The organism is Paeniglutamicibacter sp. (assembly GCF_046714615.1).
GTDB lineage: Bacteria > Actinomycetota > Actinomycetes > Actinomycetales > Micrococcaceae > Paeniglutamicibacter.
In genome coordinates this window covers 34,276-50,813 of the sequence record NZ_JBKKAP010000017.1, presented here as the reverse complement: position 1 = coordinate 50,813, position 16,538 = coordinate 34,276, and the positions used below count along the sequence as shown (strand labels likewise).

15 protein-coding genes and 1 pseudogene are annotated in these 16,538 nt (G+C 63.3%); 8 read left to right on the top strand and 8 right to left on the bottom strand.

Going from position 1 to position 16,538, the window contains the following annotated elements; all coding sequences use genetic code 11:
- Positions 1 to 322, top strand: a pseudogene (locus tag ACLQ7E_RS02305) (hypothetical protein); the annotation flags it as partial.
- A gap of 638 nt (positions 323 to 960) precedes the next feature.
- On the opposite strand, the gene ACLQ7E_RS02300 reads toward ACLQ7E_RS02305, so the two are convergent.
- From ACLQ7E_RS02300 to ACLQ7E_RS02285, 4 genes are all read right to left on the bottom strand, one after another.
- A complete protein-coding gene (locus tag ACLQ7E_RS02300; protein WP_411730934.1) occupies positions 961 to 1,185 on the bottom strand; it encodes a PLD nuclease N-terminal domain-containing protein in 225 nt (74 codons plus the stop codon).
- An 80-nt stretch (positions 1,186 to 1,265) separates the two neighbouring features.
- Positions 1,266 to 1,643, bottom strand: a complete 378-nt coding sequence (locus ACLQ7E_RS02295; RefSeq protein WP_411730933.1) for an RNA-binding S4 domain-containing protein — start codon at positions 1,641 to 1,643, stop codon at positions 1,266 to 1,268.
- A 181-nt stretch (positions 1,644 to 1,824) separates the two neighbouring features.
- Positions 1,825 to 2,379 carry a thermonuclease family protein gene (locus ACLQ7E_RS02290; protein WP_411730932.1) on the bottom strand — a complete coding sequence of 185 codons (555 nt, stop codon included), beginning with the start codon at positions 2,377 to 2,379 and terminating at the stop codon, positions 1,825 to 1,827.
- Positions 2,380 to 2,392: 13 nt separating this feature from the next.
- Complete coding sequence (locus tag ACLQ7E_RS02285) at positions 2,393 to 2,749, bottom strand: hypothetical protein (RefSeq protein WP_411730931.1); 357 nt, start codon at positions 2,747 to 2,749, stop codon at positions 2,393 to 2,395.
- 185 nt (positions 2,750 to 2,934) lie between these two features.
- Here ACLQ7E_RS02285 and ACLQ7E_RS02280 point away from each other — a divergent pair, with 185 nt between their 5' ends.
- The 6 genes from ACLQ7E_RS02280 to ACLQ7E_RS02255 all read left to right on the top strand — a co-directional run bounded on the left by ACLQ7E_RS02280 (position 2,935) and on the right by ACLQ7E_RS02255 (position 10,074).
- The gene (locus tag ACLQ7E_RS02280) at positions 2,935 to 5,295 is read left to right on the top strand and encodes a Tex family protein (protein ID WP_411730930.1); all 2,361 of its coding nucleotides are present in this window, start codon (positions 2,935 to 2,937) and stop codon (positions 5,293 to 5,295) included.
- Between the two features lie 173 nt (positions 5,296 to 5,468).
- Positions 5,469 to 5,864 carry an SdpI family protein gene (locus ACLQ7E_RS02275; RefSeq protein WP_411730929.1) on the top strand — a complete coding sequence of 132 codons (396 nt, stop codon included), beginning with the start codon at positions 5,469 to 5,471 and terminating at the stop codon, positions 5,862 to 5,864.
- A gap of 145 nt (positions 5,865 to 6,009) precedes the next feature.
- Complete coding sequence (locus ACLQ7E_RS02270; protein ID WP_411730935.1) at positions 6,010 to 6,498, top strand: ferritin; 489 nt, start codon at positions 6,010 to 6,012, stop codon at positions 6,496 to 6,498.
- A 299-nt stretch (positions 6,499 to 6,797) separates the two neighbouring features.
- Positions 6,798 to 7,748, top strand: a complete 951-nt coding sequence (locus ACLQ7E_RS02265; protein ID WP_411730928.1) for an SH3 domain-containing protein — start codon at positions 6,798 to 6,800, stop codon at positions 7,746 to 7,748.
- Positions 7,749 to 7,902: 154 nt separating this feature from the next.
- Positions 7,903 to 8,505, top strand: a complete 603-nt coding sequence (locus ACLQ7E_RS02260; RefSeq protein WP_411730927.1) for a M23 family metallopeptidase — start codon at positions 7,903 to 7,905, stop codon at positions 8,503 to 8,505.
- A gap of 6 nt (positions 8,506 to 8,511) precedes the next feature.
- The gene (locus ACLQ7E_RS02255) at positions 8,512 to 10,074 is read left to right on the top strand and encodes an SH3 domain-containing protein (RefSeq protein WP_411730926.1); all 1,563 of its coding nucleotides are present in this window, start codon (positions 8,512 to 8,514) and stop codon (positions 10,072 to 10,074) included.
- Positions 10,075 to 10,168: 94 nt separating this feature from the next.
- On the opposite strand, the gene ACLQ7E_RS02250 is transcribed toward ACLQ7E_RS02255, so the two are convergent.
- Positions 10,169 to 11,362, bottom strand: a complete 1,194-nt coding sequence (locus tag ACLQ7E_RS02250; RefSeq protein WP_411730925.1) for an AI-2E family transporter — start codon at positions 11,360 to 11,362, stop codon at positions 10,169 to 10,171.
- 344 nt (positions 11,363 to 11,706) lie between these two features.
- Between ACLQ7E_RS02250 and ACLQ7E_RS02245 the strand changes: the two genes are divergently transcribed.
- The gene (locus ACLQ7E_RS02245) at positions 11,707 to 12,942 is read left to right on the top strand and encodes an SH3 domain-containing protein (protein WP_411730924.1); all 1,236 of its coding nucleotides are present in this window, start codon (positions 11,707 to 11,709) and stop codon (positions 12,940 to 12,942) included.
- A 121-nt stretch (positions 12,943 to 13,063) separates the two neighbouring features.
- Here ACLQ7E_RS02245 and ACLQ7E_RS02240 read toward each other — a convergent pair whose 3' ends face one another.
- From ACLQ7E_RS02240 to ACLQ7E_RS02230, 3 genes are all read right to left on the bottom strand, one after another.
- On the bottom strand, positions 13,064 to 14,467 hold the full coding sequence (locus ACLQ7E_RS02240) for an NAD-dependent succinate-semialdehyde dehydrogenase (protein WP_411730923.1): 1,404 nt from the start codon (positions 14,465 to 14,467) through the stop codon (positions 13,064 to 13,066).
- A 223-nt stretch (positions 14,468 to 14,690) separates the two neighbouring features.
- A complete protein-coding gene (locus ACLQ7E_RS02235) occupies positions 14,691 to 15,755 on the bottom strand; it encodes an aldo/keto reductase (RefSeq protein WP_411730921.1) in 1,065 nt (354 codons plus the stop codon).
- A gap of 359 nt (positions 15,756 to 16,114) precedes the next feature.
- Positions 16,115 to 16,267, bottom strand: coding sequence for a hypothetical protein (locus ACLQ7E_RS02230; RefSeq protein WP_411730920.1), 153 nt, complete (start codon positions 16,265 to 16,267; stop codon positions 16,115 to 16,117).
- Positions 16,268 to 16,538 lie beyond the last annotated feature (271 nt).

The window sequence follows — 16,538 nt, the reverse complement described above, 5'->3', positions numbered from 1 at the left end:
TCCGCAGACCGCGGTCGTTGATGTTGACGGCAACTGGACCGTGACGTTCACCGATGTTCCGGCCGGCGACCACGCGGTGGTTGCCACCCAGGACGTTGACGGGTCGACAGCTGAGGTTGCGTTCACGTCGACTGCGCCTGCGGCGACAGACGCTGATGCCGGGACTGATGCTGATGGAAGCTCAACACCAGCTGGTGCCAAGCCAGACAACGGCCTTGCCGATACTGGTGCGAGTGGAATCCTGGTGACCGGAGGAATTGCACTCCTGCTGCTGATCGCCGGTGGCATCATGGTGGCACGTCGCAAGACCGAATGGCTGTAATAGCCGAGTAACTAAGGGCAGGTCGGTCCCGTCAATGATTTGACGGGACCGACCTGCCCTTAATACATTCCATCTTCAAAAATATCGGTTCAGTGAGTACGGCGAGTACGAATCAAATCAACTCAAAAGTTGATCATCAAAGGCATAATAGGCGCCCAACCGATGACACCTGAAAGTCCCAGGTGGCGCTCGAAACGACATCGAGTCGTTTCCGGCCAGATTGGTTGCGCACCATCGTCATCGCCTATGCCTTAGCCGCTATTGGGCACATGTTTGCGGCTTTCCCCTGGATTGCGCCACCCAACGGACTTCGGGCGATATTGTCAGGCAAAGCGCTGTCCAATTGCATGCGTCCGCTGTCTTGCCAAAATTGGAGCGAATTTGCCCTGAGCGGTAAACGGAAATATCACAGTCAAATTCCGGGTTGCGGCGGGATCCGGCAAGGGGCTCCAAAGCCACGCCTTGGGTTAACTCGAGTGCTACCGAGCTGGACAGCAAAGTAGATGCAAGGCAATACCAAATCCGCATGGTCGAAATTATTGGGCTGGGTCGGTGCTAAGGCCGTGGGTCGCTGACAGCTTCGCATGACGAGGTACGGACGGGCCCTGGCAGGTGCTCGGATCGGACCGGGCGGGGGACTACTTCTTCTGCGAGCGGCCAAACGCAAGGTACGCGAGCGGCCCAAGGAAATTGATGAACGAAGCGGCGGCCCAGGCGCTCTTCGGACCGTTGACCTCGGTTGCGGGACGCTTGATCAGATCGCGCAGGGCAACAAATTGGAGAGCCAGCTGGGCAAGTCCCAAAATGGCGATTCGCCACCGAGCAACGACCGATAGTTCGTTCCAGCTTTTGTTCCGAGCCATGCTTCTCCTCATTAGTGAATGCGGATGCGTAGGGCACCTCGCGGCGCATCCGGCTACCAATAGCCATCGTAGCCCTCGGACTATTGGAATTGGTCCCGAAGCCGTTCCATCTCACGCCGGTCCTTTTTCGTCGGACGGCCTGCGCCCCTGTCCCTGACGGGAACCTGCGGGATGACTTCTTTGGGGCGGATCGGGGTGTGGTCGAGATAGCAGCGGGCTGCGATGTCGGCGCCAACCCGCTTGGATATGACGGCTGTCACTTCGAGGATCCGGTCGAAGCCGGACTGCCTGACCCTGATGGTGTCCCCTGGAACGACAATTTGTGCTGCCTTGGCCGGCTTGTCGTTCAGGCGTACATGGCCGGCCCGGCACGCCGTGGTCGCCGCCGAGCGGGTCTTGTAGATTCGAATCGACCATAGCCAGGCATCGATTCTGACGGCCTTGGATTCCTGCTTCACCTCGCCAGTCTAGCCACTGCAGCGCAACGGGACCGGTTATGTTGCGCTGGACGTGGGCAGACCTCGGCTGTGCGCGCCAAGTAACCGGGGGGACGGCCGAGGGGAACCTTGAAAGACAACGTCCCGCAGACAACATGCAAAGGTGGAATCGGACACGCGCACAGATGGCGATCAAGTGCTACTACGTGCATCCGTTGGCGGGATCAAACATTCCCTTCTTGCTTCGCTCCGCCTGCGTTTGCGCGGCGCGCAGCTGCTTGTAAAACTTCATGTTCGGCTCGACCTTCATCGCCGTGGCGTGCCCGGATGCGACAAGTGTTTCGTTGATGAATTCACCCTTGCGGCTCAGCGCGGCAAGAGTGCGCCCATATTGGTCCAGGCGTTCGGAATCGAAATCGAGCTCGACCTTCGAACCCTCGGGCAGCTTCTTGGCCAGGAAATCGGCCGCCTCCTGGCCAAAACATTCCCCGCGTTGGTCAGGGTGCGCAATTTCGGGTGCATCGACATTGAGCAGCCGGACCTTGGTTCGTTTTCCGTCCAGCATGAGGTAGACGGTGTCGCCGTCAACCACATGCTGGACGGTCGCACTTGCTTGTTTGACAGGTACACGCGATGCACCGGTTGGTTCCTCGAGGCCACGGTCGGCCTCGGGCATCAACAGCCATGAGCCGGCGGCGACCGCTGCACAAAGAACGAGCACAGGGGCGGCACTGCGGAGGCGACGTTTTCCTCTCATGGCAGTTGGTTACCTAGGCCAGAGCATTGTCGCAAGCGGTCACGAGTCGGGCCTGTACATCGGCCGGGACCTTGTCGCCGGAGGCCGCCACATCATCCAGCGCGCTGACGATCTCCTGGGGGAGGCCGCCCTCGCGGACGGCATCGATCATGGAGGAAACGACCTTGAGGTCGGCGGCGTTGATGGTGCCGTCCTTGATGGGGGCACACACCTGCTTGATGAGTTCCTTCTTGGCGCCGTCGGCCAGTTGCGTGGCGGCGGACGAAGCGGCGGAAGAAGCGGTGTCGGCAATGGTTGCGCAACCGGTTACCGACAGCAGCAAGACGGCGCCGGAAACCAGCAGTGCACTTTTGGAACGTGAAAATGTCATGGGTTCCATCCTATGTTGTTCCCGGGTGGGAGAAGGCTGGGAAGGCCGTCCAATGCAACTCGCCCGACGTCGACAGCTGCAATGCCGAATCCGCGGGCGGGCAGACGGGCGACACACTCCGGACCCGCTCTCTCCCTGCCAGCGGGCAGGGGTGCGGATGCGGCAAACTAGTGTGGGTGAGCCAGATGCGAATAATCCAGACCATTGCCGCCGAGCTAGCTTCCGGGGGTGCTTCGGTTGCCGACTGGCAGGTGAAGGCCGCCGTCGAGTTGCTCGACGCCGGATCCACCGTCCCCTTCATTGCCCGATACCGCAAGGAAGCCACCGGGACCCTGGATGACACCCAGCTGCGCCTGCTCGAGGAGCGGCTGCGCTACCTTCGTGAATTGGAGGACCGCCGGGAAGCGATCCTGAAGACGATCGAGGAGGCTGGCAAACTCACCGACGCGTTGCGGGACGCCATCATGGCTGCGGGCACCAAGGCAGAGCTCGAGGACCTGTACCTGCCGTACAAGTCCAAGCGCCGCACCCGCGCCCAGATCGCCCGCGAGGCAGGGCTCGAGCCGCTGGCAGACTCGCTGGTCAGCAACCCCGCCCAGGACCCCGATGCGCTGGCGGCCACGTTCCTGAACCCCGAACATGAAGTCAACGCCGCCGCCGATGCGCTGGCAGGTGCCCGGGCCATCCTCACCGAACGCGCCTCGCAGGATGCGGTGCTGGTCTCCGAACTGCGTGAACGGCTGTGGACCGGCGGCAAGATCGCCTCCAAAATCGCCCCCGGCGCGCCGGCCGCGGACGCCGCAAAGTTCTCCGACTACGAGGACTTCGTCCAGCCCGTCGCCTCCCAGCCCTCGCACCGGATCCTCGCGCTGTTGCGCGGCGAGCGCGAGGGTGCGCTGAACCTCGAGCTTGCCGAGGCCGACCCGCGCGACGACGAGGCGCTCACCGCGGCACGCGCCGGCTACGAGGCCGCCGTTGCCCGTTCGCTGGGCATCAGGGCAGGGGCCGATGCCCCGGCCGGCAAGTGGCTGGCCCAAACCGTGCGCCTGGCCTGGCGCGGACGCCTGCTGGCCCGGCTCGAGGCGGATCTGCGCACACGGCTCTTTGAAGCCGCGGAGGAAGCAAGCGTCAAGGTCTTCGCCGCCAACCTGCGCGACGTGCTGCTCGCTGCCCCGGCCGGGAACCGGGCGGTGCTGGGACTTGACCCCGGGCTGCGCACCGGGGTGAAAGTCGCCGTCGTGGATGCCACCGGCAAGGTCGTGGACATCGCCACCATCTACCCGCACGCCCCGGCCAACAAGTGGGATGCCTCCGTGGCGACCCTGGTGGCGCTGGCAGCCAAGCACGGCACGGAACTGATTGCCGTGGGCAACGGGACCGCAAGCCGGGAAACCGACAAGCTGGCCGGCGAGGTCATCGCCAAGCTGACCAACAAGCCGGCCAAGGTCATCGTCTCCGAGGCCGGGGCCTCGGTCTATTCGGCCTCCGCCCTGGCCAGCGCCGAGCTTCCGGAGCTGGATGTCTCCATCCGCGGTGCGGTGTCCATTGCCCGCCGTCTGCAGGACCCCCTGGCCGAATTGGTGAAGATCGAGCCGAAGTCCATCGGCGTGGGCCAGTACCAGCACGACCTGACCCCCGCCAAGCTCGACCGCTCGCTTGATGCGGTGGTTGAGGACTGCGTGAACGCCGTTGGCGTCGATGTGAACACCGCATCCCCGGCACTGCTGGCAAGGGTGGCGGGCGTTGGTTCATTGCTCAGCCGGAACATCGTCGAGCACCGCAACGCCAACGGTCCCTTCAGTACCCGTAGGTCCCTGCTGAAGGTCCCGCGCCTGGGCGCCAAGGCCTTCGAGCAGTGCGCCGGATTCCTGCGCATCACCGGTGGCAAGCAGCCGCTCGATGCCTCCGCCGTGCACCCCGAGGCCTACGGGCTGGCCGAGACCCTGTTGGCCGCGGCCACCGCGAAGAACCAGTCTGTGGCCTCGCTGAATGCGGAGGACTTCGTCACCGAGCAATTCGGCCTGCCCACCGTCAAGGATGTCATCGCCGAGCTGGTGCGCCCTGCCCGCGACCCGCGCCCCGACTTCAAGACCGCGAACCTCAAGGAGGGCGTGGAAAAGATTTCCGACCTGGAGGTGGGCATGATCCTGGAGGGCACCGTTTCCAACGTTGCAGCCTTCGGAGCATTCGTTGACGTGGGCGTCCACCAGGACGGGCTGGTCCATGTCTCGGCCATGAGCAACAAATTCATTTCCGATCCGCGCGAGGTCGTCACCTCGGGTCAGGTCGTCAAGGTCAAGGTCCTCGAGGTGGACCCGGCGCGCAAGCGCATTTCCCTGACCCTGCGCCTGGATGACGAGCCGGGTGCCAAGGCCGACCGGAACGACCGAGCACCACGCGGCCCCCGGGGACCGGAACCGCGCGTCCCGCGAGAGACCCATGGCGCCCCGCGCGGCAACAAGAGCGGGCAGCAAGGGAGCCCCAAACCTTCCGGCGGAAACACGGCCATGGCCGAGGCCCTGCGCCGAGCCGGACTGAGCGGCTAGCACCGGTCGAACGCACCAACGACGCGGTGGCGGCCCCGATACGTGGCCGCCACTGGATACCGGTCGCCAGGCCATGAACGTCGTGCCTCCCGGTAGTGGCGTACCGTTGTCAGCGATACCGCGCGGGCCTGCACCGGCGTGCTGGACGCGAACCGCAAGGAGAGAAGCGCACCATGGACGGCGAAACACTGACCGAATTGATCACGACGACATTCATGGTGCTGCTCATGGCCGCAATGGCCTGGATGATGAGGGCCGCGGCCACCGGGCAGATCAAGCGCAATGCCTGGATCGGGATCCGCACCGCTGCCCTGATGCACTGCGATGCGTGCTGGCTCCTGGGGCACCACGCGGCGGCGGCCAAGGGCACGATGGGCTGCTGGCTTGCCGCGGCGCTCATGGCCGCCAGCGGCATCGTCTCCGTGCTGGTGACGCTTCCGGCCTTTGTCCACCCCGCAGCCACGATGGCGGGCGTGGCCATAATGCTGGGCGGCGTGTTGCTTGGGCTGCGCGACGCCAACCGGGCGGTTGCCAAGATCCACGCCGGGGAACGCATCGTTTCGTCTTGACCTGGGCCTGGCCCGGGAGTCCGAACCAAGGTGAGCATCACCTTGGTAGCACCTCCCCGGGACCCAAAGCATGCCATATTTACCTCAAGGTAAGTACGGCCATACTTCGGTGACAAGGCCCAAAGGAGTGCGTAGCGTGGGTGCCATGGAACTTACCGGAAAGCTTGCAGACGCATTCAACGACCAAATCACCCTGGAACTCCAGGCCTCGACTGTGTACCGCCAGCTGGCCATCGAAATGGATGTACTGAGCCTGCCCGGCGTCGCTGCCTGGTTCCGTGCCCAGTCCGCCGAGGAACTGGATCACGCGGAAAAGTTCATCACCCACATGACCAACCGCGGGGCACACCCCGCGATCGGCGCCATGGGGGCCCCTGAACTGGAGGTGACCACGGTGGCCGGAGCCTTCCAGGCCTCCCTGGACCACGAGAAGAAGGTCTCCGAATCGATTCGCGACCTCTACCGCCTGGCCCACAACGAGGGCGACATCGACTCGGTGCCGCTGCTGACGTGGTTCATCGAGGAGCAGGTCGAAGAGGAAGCCACCGTCGGTGAAATCCTTGACCGCGTGAAGATGATTAACAACGACGGCAACGGCCTGCTTCGCCTGGACGGCGAACTGGCTGCCCGCTAGAAACGGCGGTCGCGGGGTCACCCGGGACGATGATGTGACCAAGGCCCCCGGTACGCGACTGGGGGCCTTGGTCGTACGTGCAATAACATGGGGTAAGGCATGTCCAGGTGCCGCGCCCCGATACGTGGTTTTTCGTGAACGGTCCGGGCGAATCGTGACGCCGTGCAAGACGTTGCGCCACGCATGCCAGTCCCCGGTCAACCACTTGTTCAGTGAGGTCATCAAAACGTGTTTCACGTCCGTGCACGCCTGGCTTTGACCAACCCCGGTGCGGGCGCGTCCCGGTGGGGGAGGGCCGCATGAAGAAGTTCGACTTCGCACGCACCGCGCCGATGCCGGCCCCGGTTCAAGCCGCGGGACCCACGCACCGGACCACTGCAGAACTCAAGCTGCGCAAGGGTGCAGGCAGGCATTACTCAGTCCAATACCTGATTCCCCAAAGCACCCCGGTGTACCTGCTGCGGGTCAGCGGGCTGTGGGCAAGCGTGCAGCACGGCCAGACCTTTGGTTGGCTCCCAGCCCAATGCCTTGAACGAATCGAGGCACCCCGGCGTCTGCCGCAGGTTCCGGTGCGCCCGGTGGCCAGCCAGCTGCCGGAGAATGCAGCCCCAGTCGGCGGAGCACCAAGCGCACCGGAAGTGCCCGATGAAGACTTCATCCCCACCCACCGCAGCACCGCGGACCTGAACCTGCGCAAGGGCTCGGGCACCAACTATCCGGTGTTGCGCGTGCTGGCGGCAAACATCCAGATCCGCAAGGTGGACGAGCTGGGCACCTGGGCAAAGGTCTCCACGGGCAAGGACGTCGGCTGGGTTCCCAGCGCTTATCTGGCCCGGATCAACGTGAGTCGCCCTGCCACCGGCATACAGGTGATGGCCCCGACCGAGTTCACCACCACGGTGCGCCTGAATGTCCGCAAGGACGCAGGCGACCACTTCCCTGTCCTGCGCATCATGCAGGCCGGGACCTTGGTCAAGGTCAACGGGAAACTGGGGCCATGGCGCAGGATCATGCTGGAGCAGGAAACCGGCTGGGTCCCGGCGAGCCAGCTGCAATTGCGCTACCTGGTCTCCAAGGCTCCGGTAACCAACACAGAGACCACGCTGTACCGGGGTTCCTCCGCCAACTACCGCGCGCTGGCGCAGCTGGGGGCCGGCGAGAAGCTCGAGATCCTGGCCAGCCGCGGACAGTGGACCAAGGTTCGCGCCGGAAATCTTGAAGGTTGGGTCCACAGCTCGCATTTGGGCTGACACAGGCGAACTCGTCCCCGACTTTTCCTGCCATTTGGTGTACTTATTGCATAAGGTATGAGTTTGGGGGCAGGGCTTTGTGATGCTCCCTCGCACACGCAACAATTGTGGATTCCTTCCGGGGCCACAAACCTTTAGAGGGAGTCCACTGACCATGGCCATGCCAAAATCCCTCCGCGCCCTTTTCTCGGGGGTGTTGGTCGCAGGATTGGTTTTTACCGCTCTGCCCGCCACCTCCCAGATACGCGTGGATGCCGAAACCTCCAGCAAGGTCCGCGCCGGCCAGTTCTCGTTGCCGCTGGATTCGAAAACCTACCGGATGACCTCTCCGATGGGGCCGCGTTGCATGCCGGTGGTGGGAGGATCCACCCACCACTTGGGCCAGGATATGGGCGCGAGAAACAACGCCCCGATCTATGCGGTGGCCGCAGGGACCGTGCGCAAGATCGTCAATGGCACCAATTCGACCTCGGGCCAAGTAGTGGTCACCCACCGGATCGACGGGGCAACCTATGAATCGGCCTACATGCACATGTGGCCAAATGACGTCTTGGTCAGGGAGGGCCAAGAGGTAAAGTCCGGGCAGTTGATTGCCTTGGTGGGTTCCTCCGGGCCCTCCACCGGTCCGCACCTGCATCTGGAAATCTGGAAGGACCGTTTCTACTCCAATGACGGGAACGTGCGCAATCCTGCGTCGTTCCTCAAGTCCCGCGGGCTCGACCTGAGTTCTTACGCCACCGCCAGTTATTCCGAGTAGCTGAAGATGTGCACGTATTATGCGCGCGGCAAGGCGGAAATATTTGCCTCGCCCTCGGCCACTTCGACGGTCATTGACAGGCCGGGCCGCAATGCCAAGGTCAGCAGCCAGCCGGGTGCCATCAACGGACTTCTAAACGGGTCCTTCGTCAAGGTCAAGCACGGCTCACGCACCGGCTGGATGAATCGTTTTGCCGTCACGCCCAACAAGTTGGCGGCAGCGCCCGAATGGTCCGTGACTTCCACGGGAACAGTCACCAATGGCGTACGGGTGCCCTTCGCCAAATACAGGAACCCTAATGGCCTGAACATGCGCTCCGGCGCAGCCACCTGGTATGCGAAGCTTCTGACGATTCCCGCGGGAGCCACCTTTGAGGCCTATGAGAGCTCCGCCGGCTGGCTGCGGGTGAAGTACAAGGGAACCGAAGGCTGGGTATCGGCGGGACTGGCGCGCAAGACCGCCACGATCGACCAGGCGAAGCTTCCCGCAACCCACGAGGCCCTTCGCGATCTCAAGCTGCGTTCGGGAGCCGGTACCACCTACAAGGAAACCCAATCGATCAAGCGGGGCTCAAAGGTTGCCGTGCGCCAGGTCCGAGGCACCTGGTCCCAGGTCCAGGCCGGAAAATATTCCGGGTGGATCAGTACGACGGACATGAAGAAGATCGGTTCTGTAGCGCCCCAGGCGGCAAAACCACCCGTAGCGAAGCCCACGCCGACCAAGCCAACGCATGAGACCACCGCGAACCTGAACTTGCGCAGCGGGGCCGGCACCAACACCAAGATCGTCAAGGTCCTGGGTAGCGGCACCGATGTCATTGAGCTCCAGCGTCAGGGAACCTGGAGCCAGGTGAAGGCGGGGAACGCCACCGGTTGGGTCAGCAACACCTACTTGCGCGTCCTCAAGCCCGTGGCAACGCCGCCGAAACAGCCGGCAAAGCCGAAGGCTCCGGTGATCCAGTCGGTGAAGAAGACGACGTACACAACCAAGGCGAAGGTTGTTGCGCGAAAGGCGGTGGATGCGAAGTCCGCCGCGGCGGTGAGCATCCCTGCAAAGAAGAATGTGTCGGTGGATGCGAAGAGCGGTTCGTGGCTGAGGGTAAATTACGCGGGCAAGACTGGCTGGGTTCCGTCGAACCAGTTGGTCGTGTACAAGGCTCCGGCAAAGCCGAAGGCTCCGGTGATCCAGTCGGTGAAGAAGACGACGTACACAACCAAGGCGAAGGTTGTTGCGCGAAAGGCGGTGGATGCGAAGTCTGCCGCGGTGGTGAGCATTCCGGTCAAAAAGAATGTGTCGGTCGATGCGAAGAGTGGTTCGTGGCTGCGGGTGAAGTATGCCGGCAAGACCGGCTGGGTTCCTGCGAAGCAGCTTTCCTTGTACAAGGCACCGGCCAAGACGAAGACAACAACCGACCGGCTTAATCTGCGTGCCGGAACCAGCACGTCGACACGGTCGCTGCTGGTGATTCCAAAGGGCAAGAAGCTCACGGTCAAGGCAACCCGCGGCAGCTGGACGCAGACCAGCTATTCAGGGAAAACCGGGTGGGTTAGCTCCAGGTACCTACGGTAGGCCAAGCCCAATGTGCATCGTCGAGATCGCATGAAAATAGGCCGTGGAACCAATCAAGGAGGTTGGTTCCACGGCCTATTTTCAGGGGCAGTTTCTAGGAATTCGTTGGACGTTGCAGCGGGGACTGGGAGCCTGCCTCGCGCACCGCGTCGGCATCCTGTGCCTCGGCCGCCGCAGTGGCTTCTGCATGAGCCAAGACCTGTTCCGGTGTGACTTCCTCCGGCGCTTCCTTTTTCTCCGAAGCGGCACCCGGGTCAAGCCCCGGCAAATCCCGGTCGGACCAGATCTTCACGATCGCCCAGGCAACGGCGGTCAGGGGCACTGCCAGCACTGCGCCCACCAGGCCGCCCAGCACCGTGCCGGCGGCGAGCGACAGCAAGATCACCAGGGCGTGCAGGTTCAACGCATGGGCCATGACCACGGGCTGCAGGAAGTTCCCCTCAAGCTGGTTCACCACGATCACCGCACCCAGGACAATCAGGGCAACCACGGGGCCGTTGGTCACCAAGGCGATCAAGGTGGCCAGGATTCCGGCAAAGGTGGCGCCCACCAACGGGATGAAGGAGCTCATGAAGACCACCACGCCCAGCGGGATGGCCAGAGGAACCCGCAGGACGAGCAGGGCGACGGTGATGCCGATGGCGTCCACTGCTGCCACGGTGGCCGTGCCGCGCATGTAGCCGCCCAGGGTCTCCACGGTGCGCGCACCGGTGGACAGCCAACGGTGCATCTGGTGGTCCGGCATCCAGGAGAGGAAGAAGCCCCAGATCTTGTCTCCGTCCTTCAGGAAGAAGAACAAGATCACCAACAACAGCGCTAGGCCGGTGAAGAAATTGCCGGCGGCGGAGAGCCCGCTCAGGGCTCCGGCGCCAAATTGGGAGCTCGTCAAGAAGCCTGTGACTTGGTGGACGGCGTCGTCGATCTGTTCCTCGGAGATGTTCCAAGGCAACTGGTTCAGCATCCCCTGGAGCTTGTTGAAGCCTTCAACGCCCTTGTCCACCAAGGTTTGCCATTCGGCAAGCACCGAATACACCAGAGCGGTTCCGATGCCGCCGAGCACAAGTAGCGAACCCAGGAACACCGTCCAGGCCGCCAACAGGGGGGACATGACATTGCGCAGGAGCCGGACAAGTGGCCACAGTGCGCAGGAAAGGATCAACGCAATCAGGATCGGCAGGGCAATGACGCTCAACTTCAGGAGGCTGAAGACGACCGCCGAGGCCAGGATCAGAACCACCAGCAATTGGACCGAGCGCGTGGCGATGCGCCCCAACGGATCGATCCACATTCCAGATACGGTGTGCGCCGGGTGTGCAACGGCGGAACCCGCGGCTGGCGGCGTCGCGGGCGGATCCTGGCGTGACCTTCTCTTGAAACTTAGCTTCGCTGACATCCAGTGACTCCTCGCAATTGTCAACAGGTCCACTCTATGCACTGCCGGCACAGGGCGGTTACCCGAAATAACCTCTTAGCAAAAAGGTTAGTCTAATAATGTACTAGTGGGCGTCGAGGGCCATGCAACCGAGATGAAACGAAAACTTAGTGGTCGGGGGAACAATGCAACATAGATCCAATAGAGACGGTTCACCGCCGGTCAATCGGGCAGGAACGGCACTGCTCCTGGGAACGGCATTGGTTCTTGCAGGGCTGGGCCCGGTGCCGGCGCAAGCGTCCCCGCCGGCGGTGCTGCAGAGCCTGGCCGCATCGGCCGATCTTGCCGCAAACGTCCTGCAGCCACCAGACGCGGTTCGCGCTGGCACCGCCAGGACCGTGCAAACCACCGCAAATCTGAACCTGCGTTCCACACCCTCCGCCTCGGGCAAGAAGCTGGCGACCATGCCCAAGGGTACCCGGCTGAGCGTGAGCGCCACCAAGTCCGGCTGGAGCCAGGTGCGCTACGCCGGAAAGACCGGCTGGGCCTCCAGCACCTACCTGCGCAAGGTGGCCAAGGCCATCAGGGCCGGGGAGCTTGGCAAGACCACGGCCCGGCCGACGTTGCGGCAAAAGCCAAACACCACCTCAAAGGCCCTGGCCACTGTGCCCAAGAGCGGCATCTACACGGTCAAGGAGATCTCCGGCGGATATGCCCGAATCACCAGTCGCAGCAAGACCGGATGGATCCAGGGAAAATACCTTTCGATCGTCGCCAAGAAGCCCGGCCGGGAAATCTACATCGACCAAAAGTACACCTCCAACCGTGCCGGGCTCACCGACCGGTACTGGACGAAGGTTTCCGGCGGAGACCTGTATGAAAGCGTGAACGGGAAGAAACGTATCGGGGACATCCCCCGGAATTCCGTGGTGTACCGGGATGGCAAGATGGAAAAGACAGCCGGGTCGGTCAAGGGCTGGATCTTCGTACGGACGCAGGGCATGAGCGGTTGGATGAAAACCAGCCAGCTGGCCCGCACTTCGACGGCCCCCACCGCGCCGGGAAAGTATTCGGCGAAGCAGGTACGGGCACAGAAGAACGGCAAGATCCCGGAACGGATGCTGGTGGCGATCGCCTGGGACAAGGAAAAGACCCTCATTGCGGCCCCCGCGCTCAAGGACCTGAACCGGCTCAACGCCGCATTCAAGAAGAAGTTCGGCCACAACCTCGACATCGACCTGGCCTACCGGACCCGTGCCACCCAGGACGAGTACTGGGAGGAGCTGGGCCCGTATGTGGCAGCACGCCCGGGAACATCCAACCACGGCTGGGGAACGGCCATCGACGTGCCCGAGACCTACGGCTATTCGTTCCGGGGCAAGTACTACAAGTGGCTGAAGGCCAACTCCAAGAAGTACAACTGGGTGCACCGCAAGATCCTCGAAGAGGGTTCGCCCTACGCCGAGGCCTGGCACTTCGAGTACACGGGGCGCTGACCATTCGCCGGGGCGGGCCCATCGACGCATCGCCTCGACGTTAACGGCCTTGGCCGCGGTTCACCTCCATCGCAGAGGATGGGGCGAACCGCGGCCAAGGCGATTAAGCCACTGCCTGGAATCAGCCGGCCACGTAGAACAGGCGCTTGTTGACGAATTCCTCCATGCCCAGCGGTCCCAGTTCGCGGCCGAAGCCCGAACGCTTCACGCCGCCGAAGGGCATTTCAGCACCCTCGGCCGCGGGCGTATTCACGTTGGCCATGCCCGAGTTCAGGCCAGCGGCGATCTTGGCCGCGCGGGCCGGGTCGGTGGAGAACACCGCGCCGCCCAAGCCGTACTGGGTGTCGTTGGCCAGCGTCAGCGCTTCCTCGTCGGATGCGACCTTGTAGACAACCGCCACCGGGCCGAACAGCTCCTCGTAGTAGGCGCGCATCTCCTTGGTGATTCCCGAAAGCACGGTCGGGGCCAGGTAGGCGCCCGGGCCATCGTGCAGCGTGCCGCCTGCATGAAGCGTCGCGCCCTTGTCGATGGCGTCCTGGACCTGTGCGGCCAGGGCCTCGGCGGCACCACGGGTGGACAGCGGGGCAAAGGTGCCCTCGAGCTCGGCGGCCGGATCGCCCGGGGCCAGACCGTCGGCCAGTTTGGTCAGTTCGCCCACGAAGTCATCGAAGATGTCCTCCATGACGATCATGCGCTTGTTGGAGTTGCAGGCCTGGCCGGTGTTTTCCATGCGGGTGGTCCACGCGGTGGCGGCGTCCCCGGCGATGTCCGCCGAGTCGAGGATGACGTACGGGTCCGAACCGCCCAGCTCCAGCACGGCCTTCTTCAGGTTGCGTCCGGCCTGCTCGCCGATGATGGCGCCGGCACGCTCGGAACCGGTCAGCGAGACGCCCTGGATGCGCGGATCCTCGATGATCGCGGAGATCTGCTCGTGGGAGGCGAAGACGTTGTTGTACGCGCCGGCCGGGACCCCCGCGTCATTCATGATCTGCTGGATGGCCAGGGCCGAGCGCGGGCAGGTCTCGGCGTGCTTGAGCACGATGGTGTTGCCCAGCATCAGGTTGGGGGCCGCGAAGCGGGCCACCTGGTAGTACGGGTAGTTCCACGGCATGATGCCCAGCAGCGGGCCGACGGGGAGGCGCTGGATGATGGCCTTGCCGCCGCCAATGGTCTTGATCTCCGTGTCCGCGGCCAGCTTCGGGCCCTCGGTGGCGAAGTACTCGAAGATGTCCTTGCAGAACTCGGCCTCGCCCTTGGACTCGGAAAGGGGCTTGCCCATTTCCTGTGTGATGATCGCTGCCAGCTCGTCGGCGCGTTCGGCGAAGAGCTCGCCCACGCGTGACACGATCTTGGCGCGTTCATTGATGTCGACGTTCTTCCACTCCTGGTAGCCGGATTCGGCCGCGGCGATGGCGTCCTGGATCTCGGCGTCGGTGGCGGTGGGGAATTCCTCGACCACGGCACCGGTGGCCGGGTTGAGGACCCGGTATCCGGTGGCGGTCGACGTCTGGGCGTTGGCGGTCACAGCCATGCTCCTTCTGGTAGTCACTGGGCGGCGGGGATCTTCGTTGCGCGCCACGTACCTATCCATCATGTCGCGAAAACGACGATTTGTGAAGCCCGTCACGCGACCGCGGCAGCCATATCCGCCGTCAGTGAACCTGCTCGCTTCGGTATTCGTCGTTAACTGAGCAAAACCCTGCGAAATTCGAATCCCGCAGGGTTTTGCATCGGGTTGCCCCGATGATTTAGCTGGTGGCCGCCTTGCGCCCGCGGTCGATGTCGGCATCCCCGGCGGCGATCCTGTCGATCAATTCCAGTTCCTCGGCGCTGAAGGCGGTGTTGCCCAGCGCGCCAAGGTTTTCATCGAGCTGCGCGGTCGAGGAGGCGCCGAGCAGGACCGAGGTTACGCCGCCCTCGCGCAACAGCCAGGCGATCGCCAGCTGGGCCAGCGACTGGCCGCGCGTCTCGGCGACCTTGGCCAGGTCGCGGGCCTTGGCCAGGTTTTCCTCGGTCAGGTGCCTGGCCAGGGAGTTGCGTCCGCCCGACGGTGCCGCCGCATCGTCCTTGAGGTACTTGCCGGTTAGCAGCCCCTGGGCCAGCGGGGAGAAGGCGATGGAACCCATGGCGTGTTCGACCAAAGTGTCGAGTAGGCCGTCCTCCACCCAGCGGTTGAGCATCGAGTAGGACGGCTGGTGGATCACCAGCGGGGTGCCCATGTCCTTGGCCACGGCGGCCGCCTGCGCGGTGCATTCGGGGGAATAGGAAGAAATGCCGACGTAGAGCGCCTTGCCCTGGCGGACCAAGGTGTCCAGCGCGCCGATGGTTTCCTCGATGGGGGTGTCCGGGTCCGGGCGGTGCGAGTAGAAGATGTCCACGTAGTCAAGGCCCAAGCGGGCCAGTGACTCGTCGGCGGAGGCCATGATGTACTTTCGCGAGCCCAGGTTGCCGTACGGGCCCGGCCACATGTCCCACCCGGCCTTCGAGGAGATGATCAGCTCGTTGCGGTAGGCCTTGAAGTCGGTGCGCATCATGCGGCCGAAGTTCTCCTCGGCCGAGCCGTAGGGCGGGCCGTAATTGTTGGCCAGGTCGAAGTGCGTGATGCCTTTGTCGAAGGCGTGGCGCAGAACCTCGCGCTGGGTGTCAAAGGGGCGGTTGTCGCCAAAGTTCCACCACAGGCCCAGGGAAATCGGGGGGAGGACAAGGCCGGAGTTTCCGACCCGACGGTAGCCGGTGGATTCGTAGCGGTCCGCGGCGGCCACATAGGGTGCGTGGGTTTCGGGGACGGGGGCGTACCGGAGATCTTCGGCCATGGTGGTGGTGTGCTCCTGGAGATTGTGGATGGATCTTCCCGGAAGCGGATTCCGCTCCCGGTGTCCATTCTTGTCCTAAGTTGTTCGAAACGTCCACAGTATCGGACAAGGCGCGCTGGGTGGCCAGGTATTGCGTCGGAATGCGACCCGGGTATTCGCGCATTGCGGACGGGCGGGATCGGCGAACAAGCCCGACCCAAGTGGGTGGCGGTTAACAGCGAAGAACCGGTCGTGACGGCTAAGGAGGTGAAACTCCGCCGCGACCGGTTCTTCTGATCACTCGCACCTTGAGAAGGTAGCTTCAGCCTATTTCGACAATCTAGGTGGTTGCTGAGGATTAGTTGATAGTCAGCCGTGAGTCAGTAGTTTGAGGGTGGATCCGAGGCCGGGAAGGATTCGTCTTCCCATTCCTCCACGAGTGCCTCGTCGTGCTCGCTGGCCACATGTTCTGGCTTGGCGGCTTCTGGTTCTGCGGCAGTTTCTTCTTCGTCGCCGATTGGTTGTTCACTCATCTCGCTTACTCCTTGATTCGTGGAACGTGTCGCCCCGTAGTCGCGGCGTCCGATACCTTCAGTTTGGTCCGAAGTGCCGGACTTGTCGAGGGCGGGTCATACGGGACGTCCAGCCTTGCGGAATGCCGGTGTTAAATGGTTGAGCACCGGTCGGAAGGCTGGGGGGAATTTACCTTGTGCCCGACCGGTGCTCTCATCACTCGCACCTCCATGAGGTGATTACTACTCTAGGGAACCAACCTTTGCGCCGGCTGAATACCGGCGGGTAACC

What these genes read in the sequence shown, in the direction of transcription:
- ACLQ7E_RS02280 (WP_411730930.1), top strand. Translation starts at nt 2,935, where the DNA reads ATGCGAATAATCCAGACCATTGCCGCCGAGCTAGCTTCCGGGGGTGCT.
- ACLQ7E_RS02250 (WP_411730925.1), bottom strand. Translation starts at nt 11,362, where the DNA reads ATGTGGATCGATCCGTTGGGGCGCATCGCCACGCGCTCGGTCCAATTG.
- ACLQ7E_RS02285 (WP_411730931.1), bottom strand. Translation starts at nt 2,749, where the DNA reads ATGACATTTTCACGTTCCAAAAGTGCACTGCTGGTTTCCGGCGCCGTC.
- ACLQ7E_RS02235 (WP_411730921.1), bottom strand. Translation starts at nt 15,755, where the DNA reads ATGGCCGAAGATCTCCGGTACGCCCCCGTCCCCGAAACCCACGCACCC.
- ACLQ7E_RS02300 (WP_411730934.1), bottom strand. Translation starts at nt 1,185, where the DNA reads ATGGCTCGGAACAAAAGCTGGAACGAACTATCGGTCGTTGCTCGGTGG.
- ACLQ7E_RS02230 (WP_411730920.1), bottom strand. Translation starts at nt 16,267, where the DNA reads ATGAGTGAACAACCAATCGGCGACGAAGAAGAAACTGCCGCAGAACCA.
- ACLQ7E_RS02290 (WP_411730932.1), bottom strand. Translation starts at nt 2,379, where the DNA reads ATGAGAGGAAAACGTCGCCTCCGCAGTGCCGCCCCTGTGCTCGTTCTT.
- ACLQ7E_RS02255 (WP_411730926.1), top strand. Translation starts at nt 8,512, where the DNA reads ATGTGCACGTATTATGCGCGCGGCAAGGCGGAAATATTTGCCTCGCCC.
- ACLQ7E_RS02275 (WP_411730929.1), top strand. Translation starts at nt 5,469, where the DNA reads ATGGACGGCGAAACACTGACCGAATTGATCACGACGACATTCATGGTG.
- ACLQ7E_RS02260 (WP_411730927.1), top strand. Translation starts at nt 7,903, where the DNA reads ATGGCCATGCCAAAATCCCTCCGCGCCCTTTTCTCGGGGGTGTTGGTC.
- ACLQ7E_RS02270 (WP_411730935.1), top strand. Translation starts at nt 6,010, where the DNA reads ATGGAACTTACCGGAAAGCTTGCAGACGCATTCAACGACCAAATCACC.
- ACLQ7E_RS02265 (WP_411730928.1), top strand. Translation starts at nt 6,798, where the DNA reads ATGAAGAAGTTCGACTTCGCACGCACCGCGCCGATGCCGGCCCCGGTT.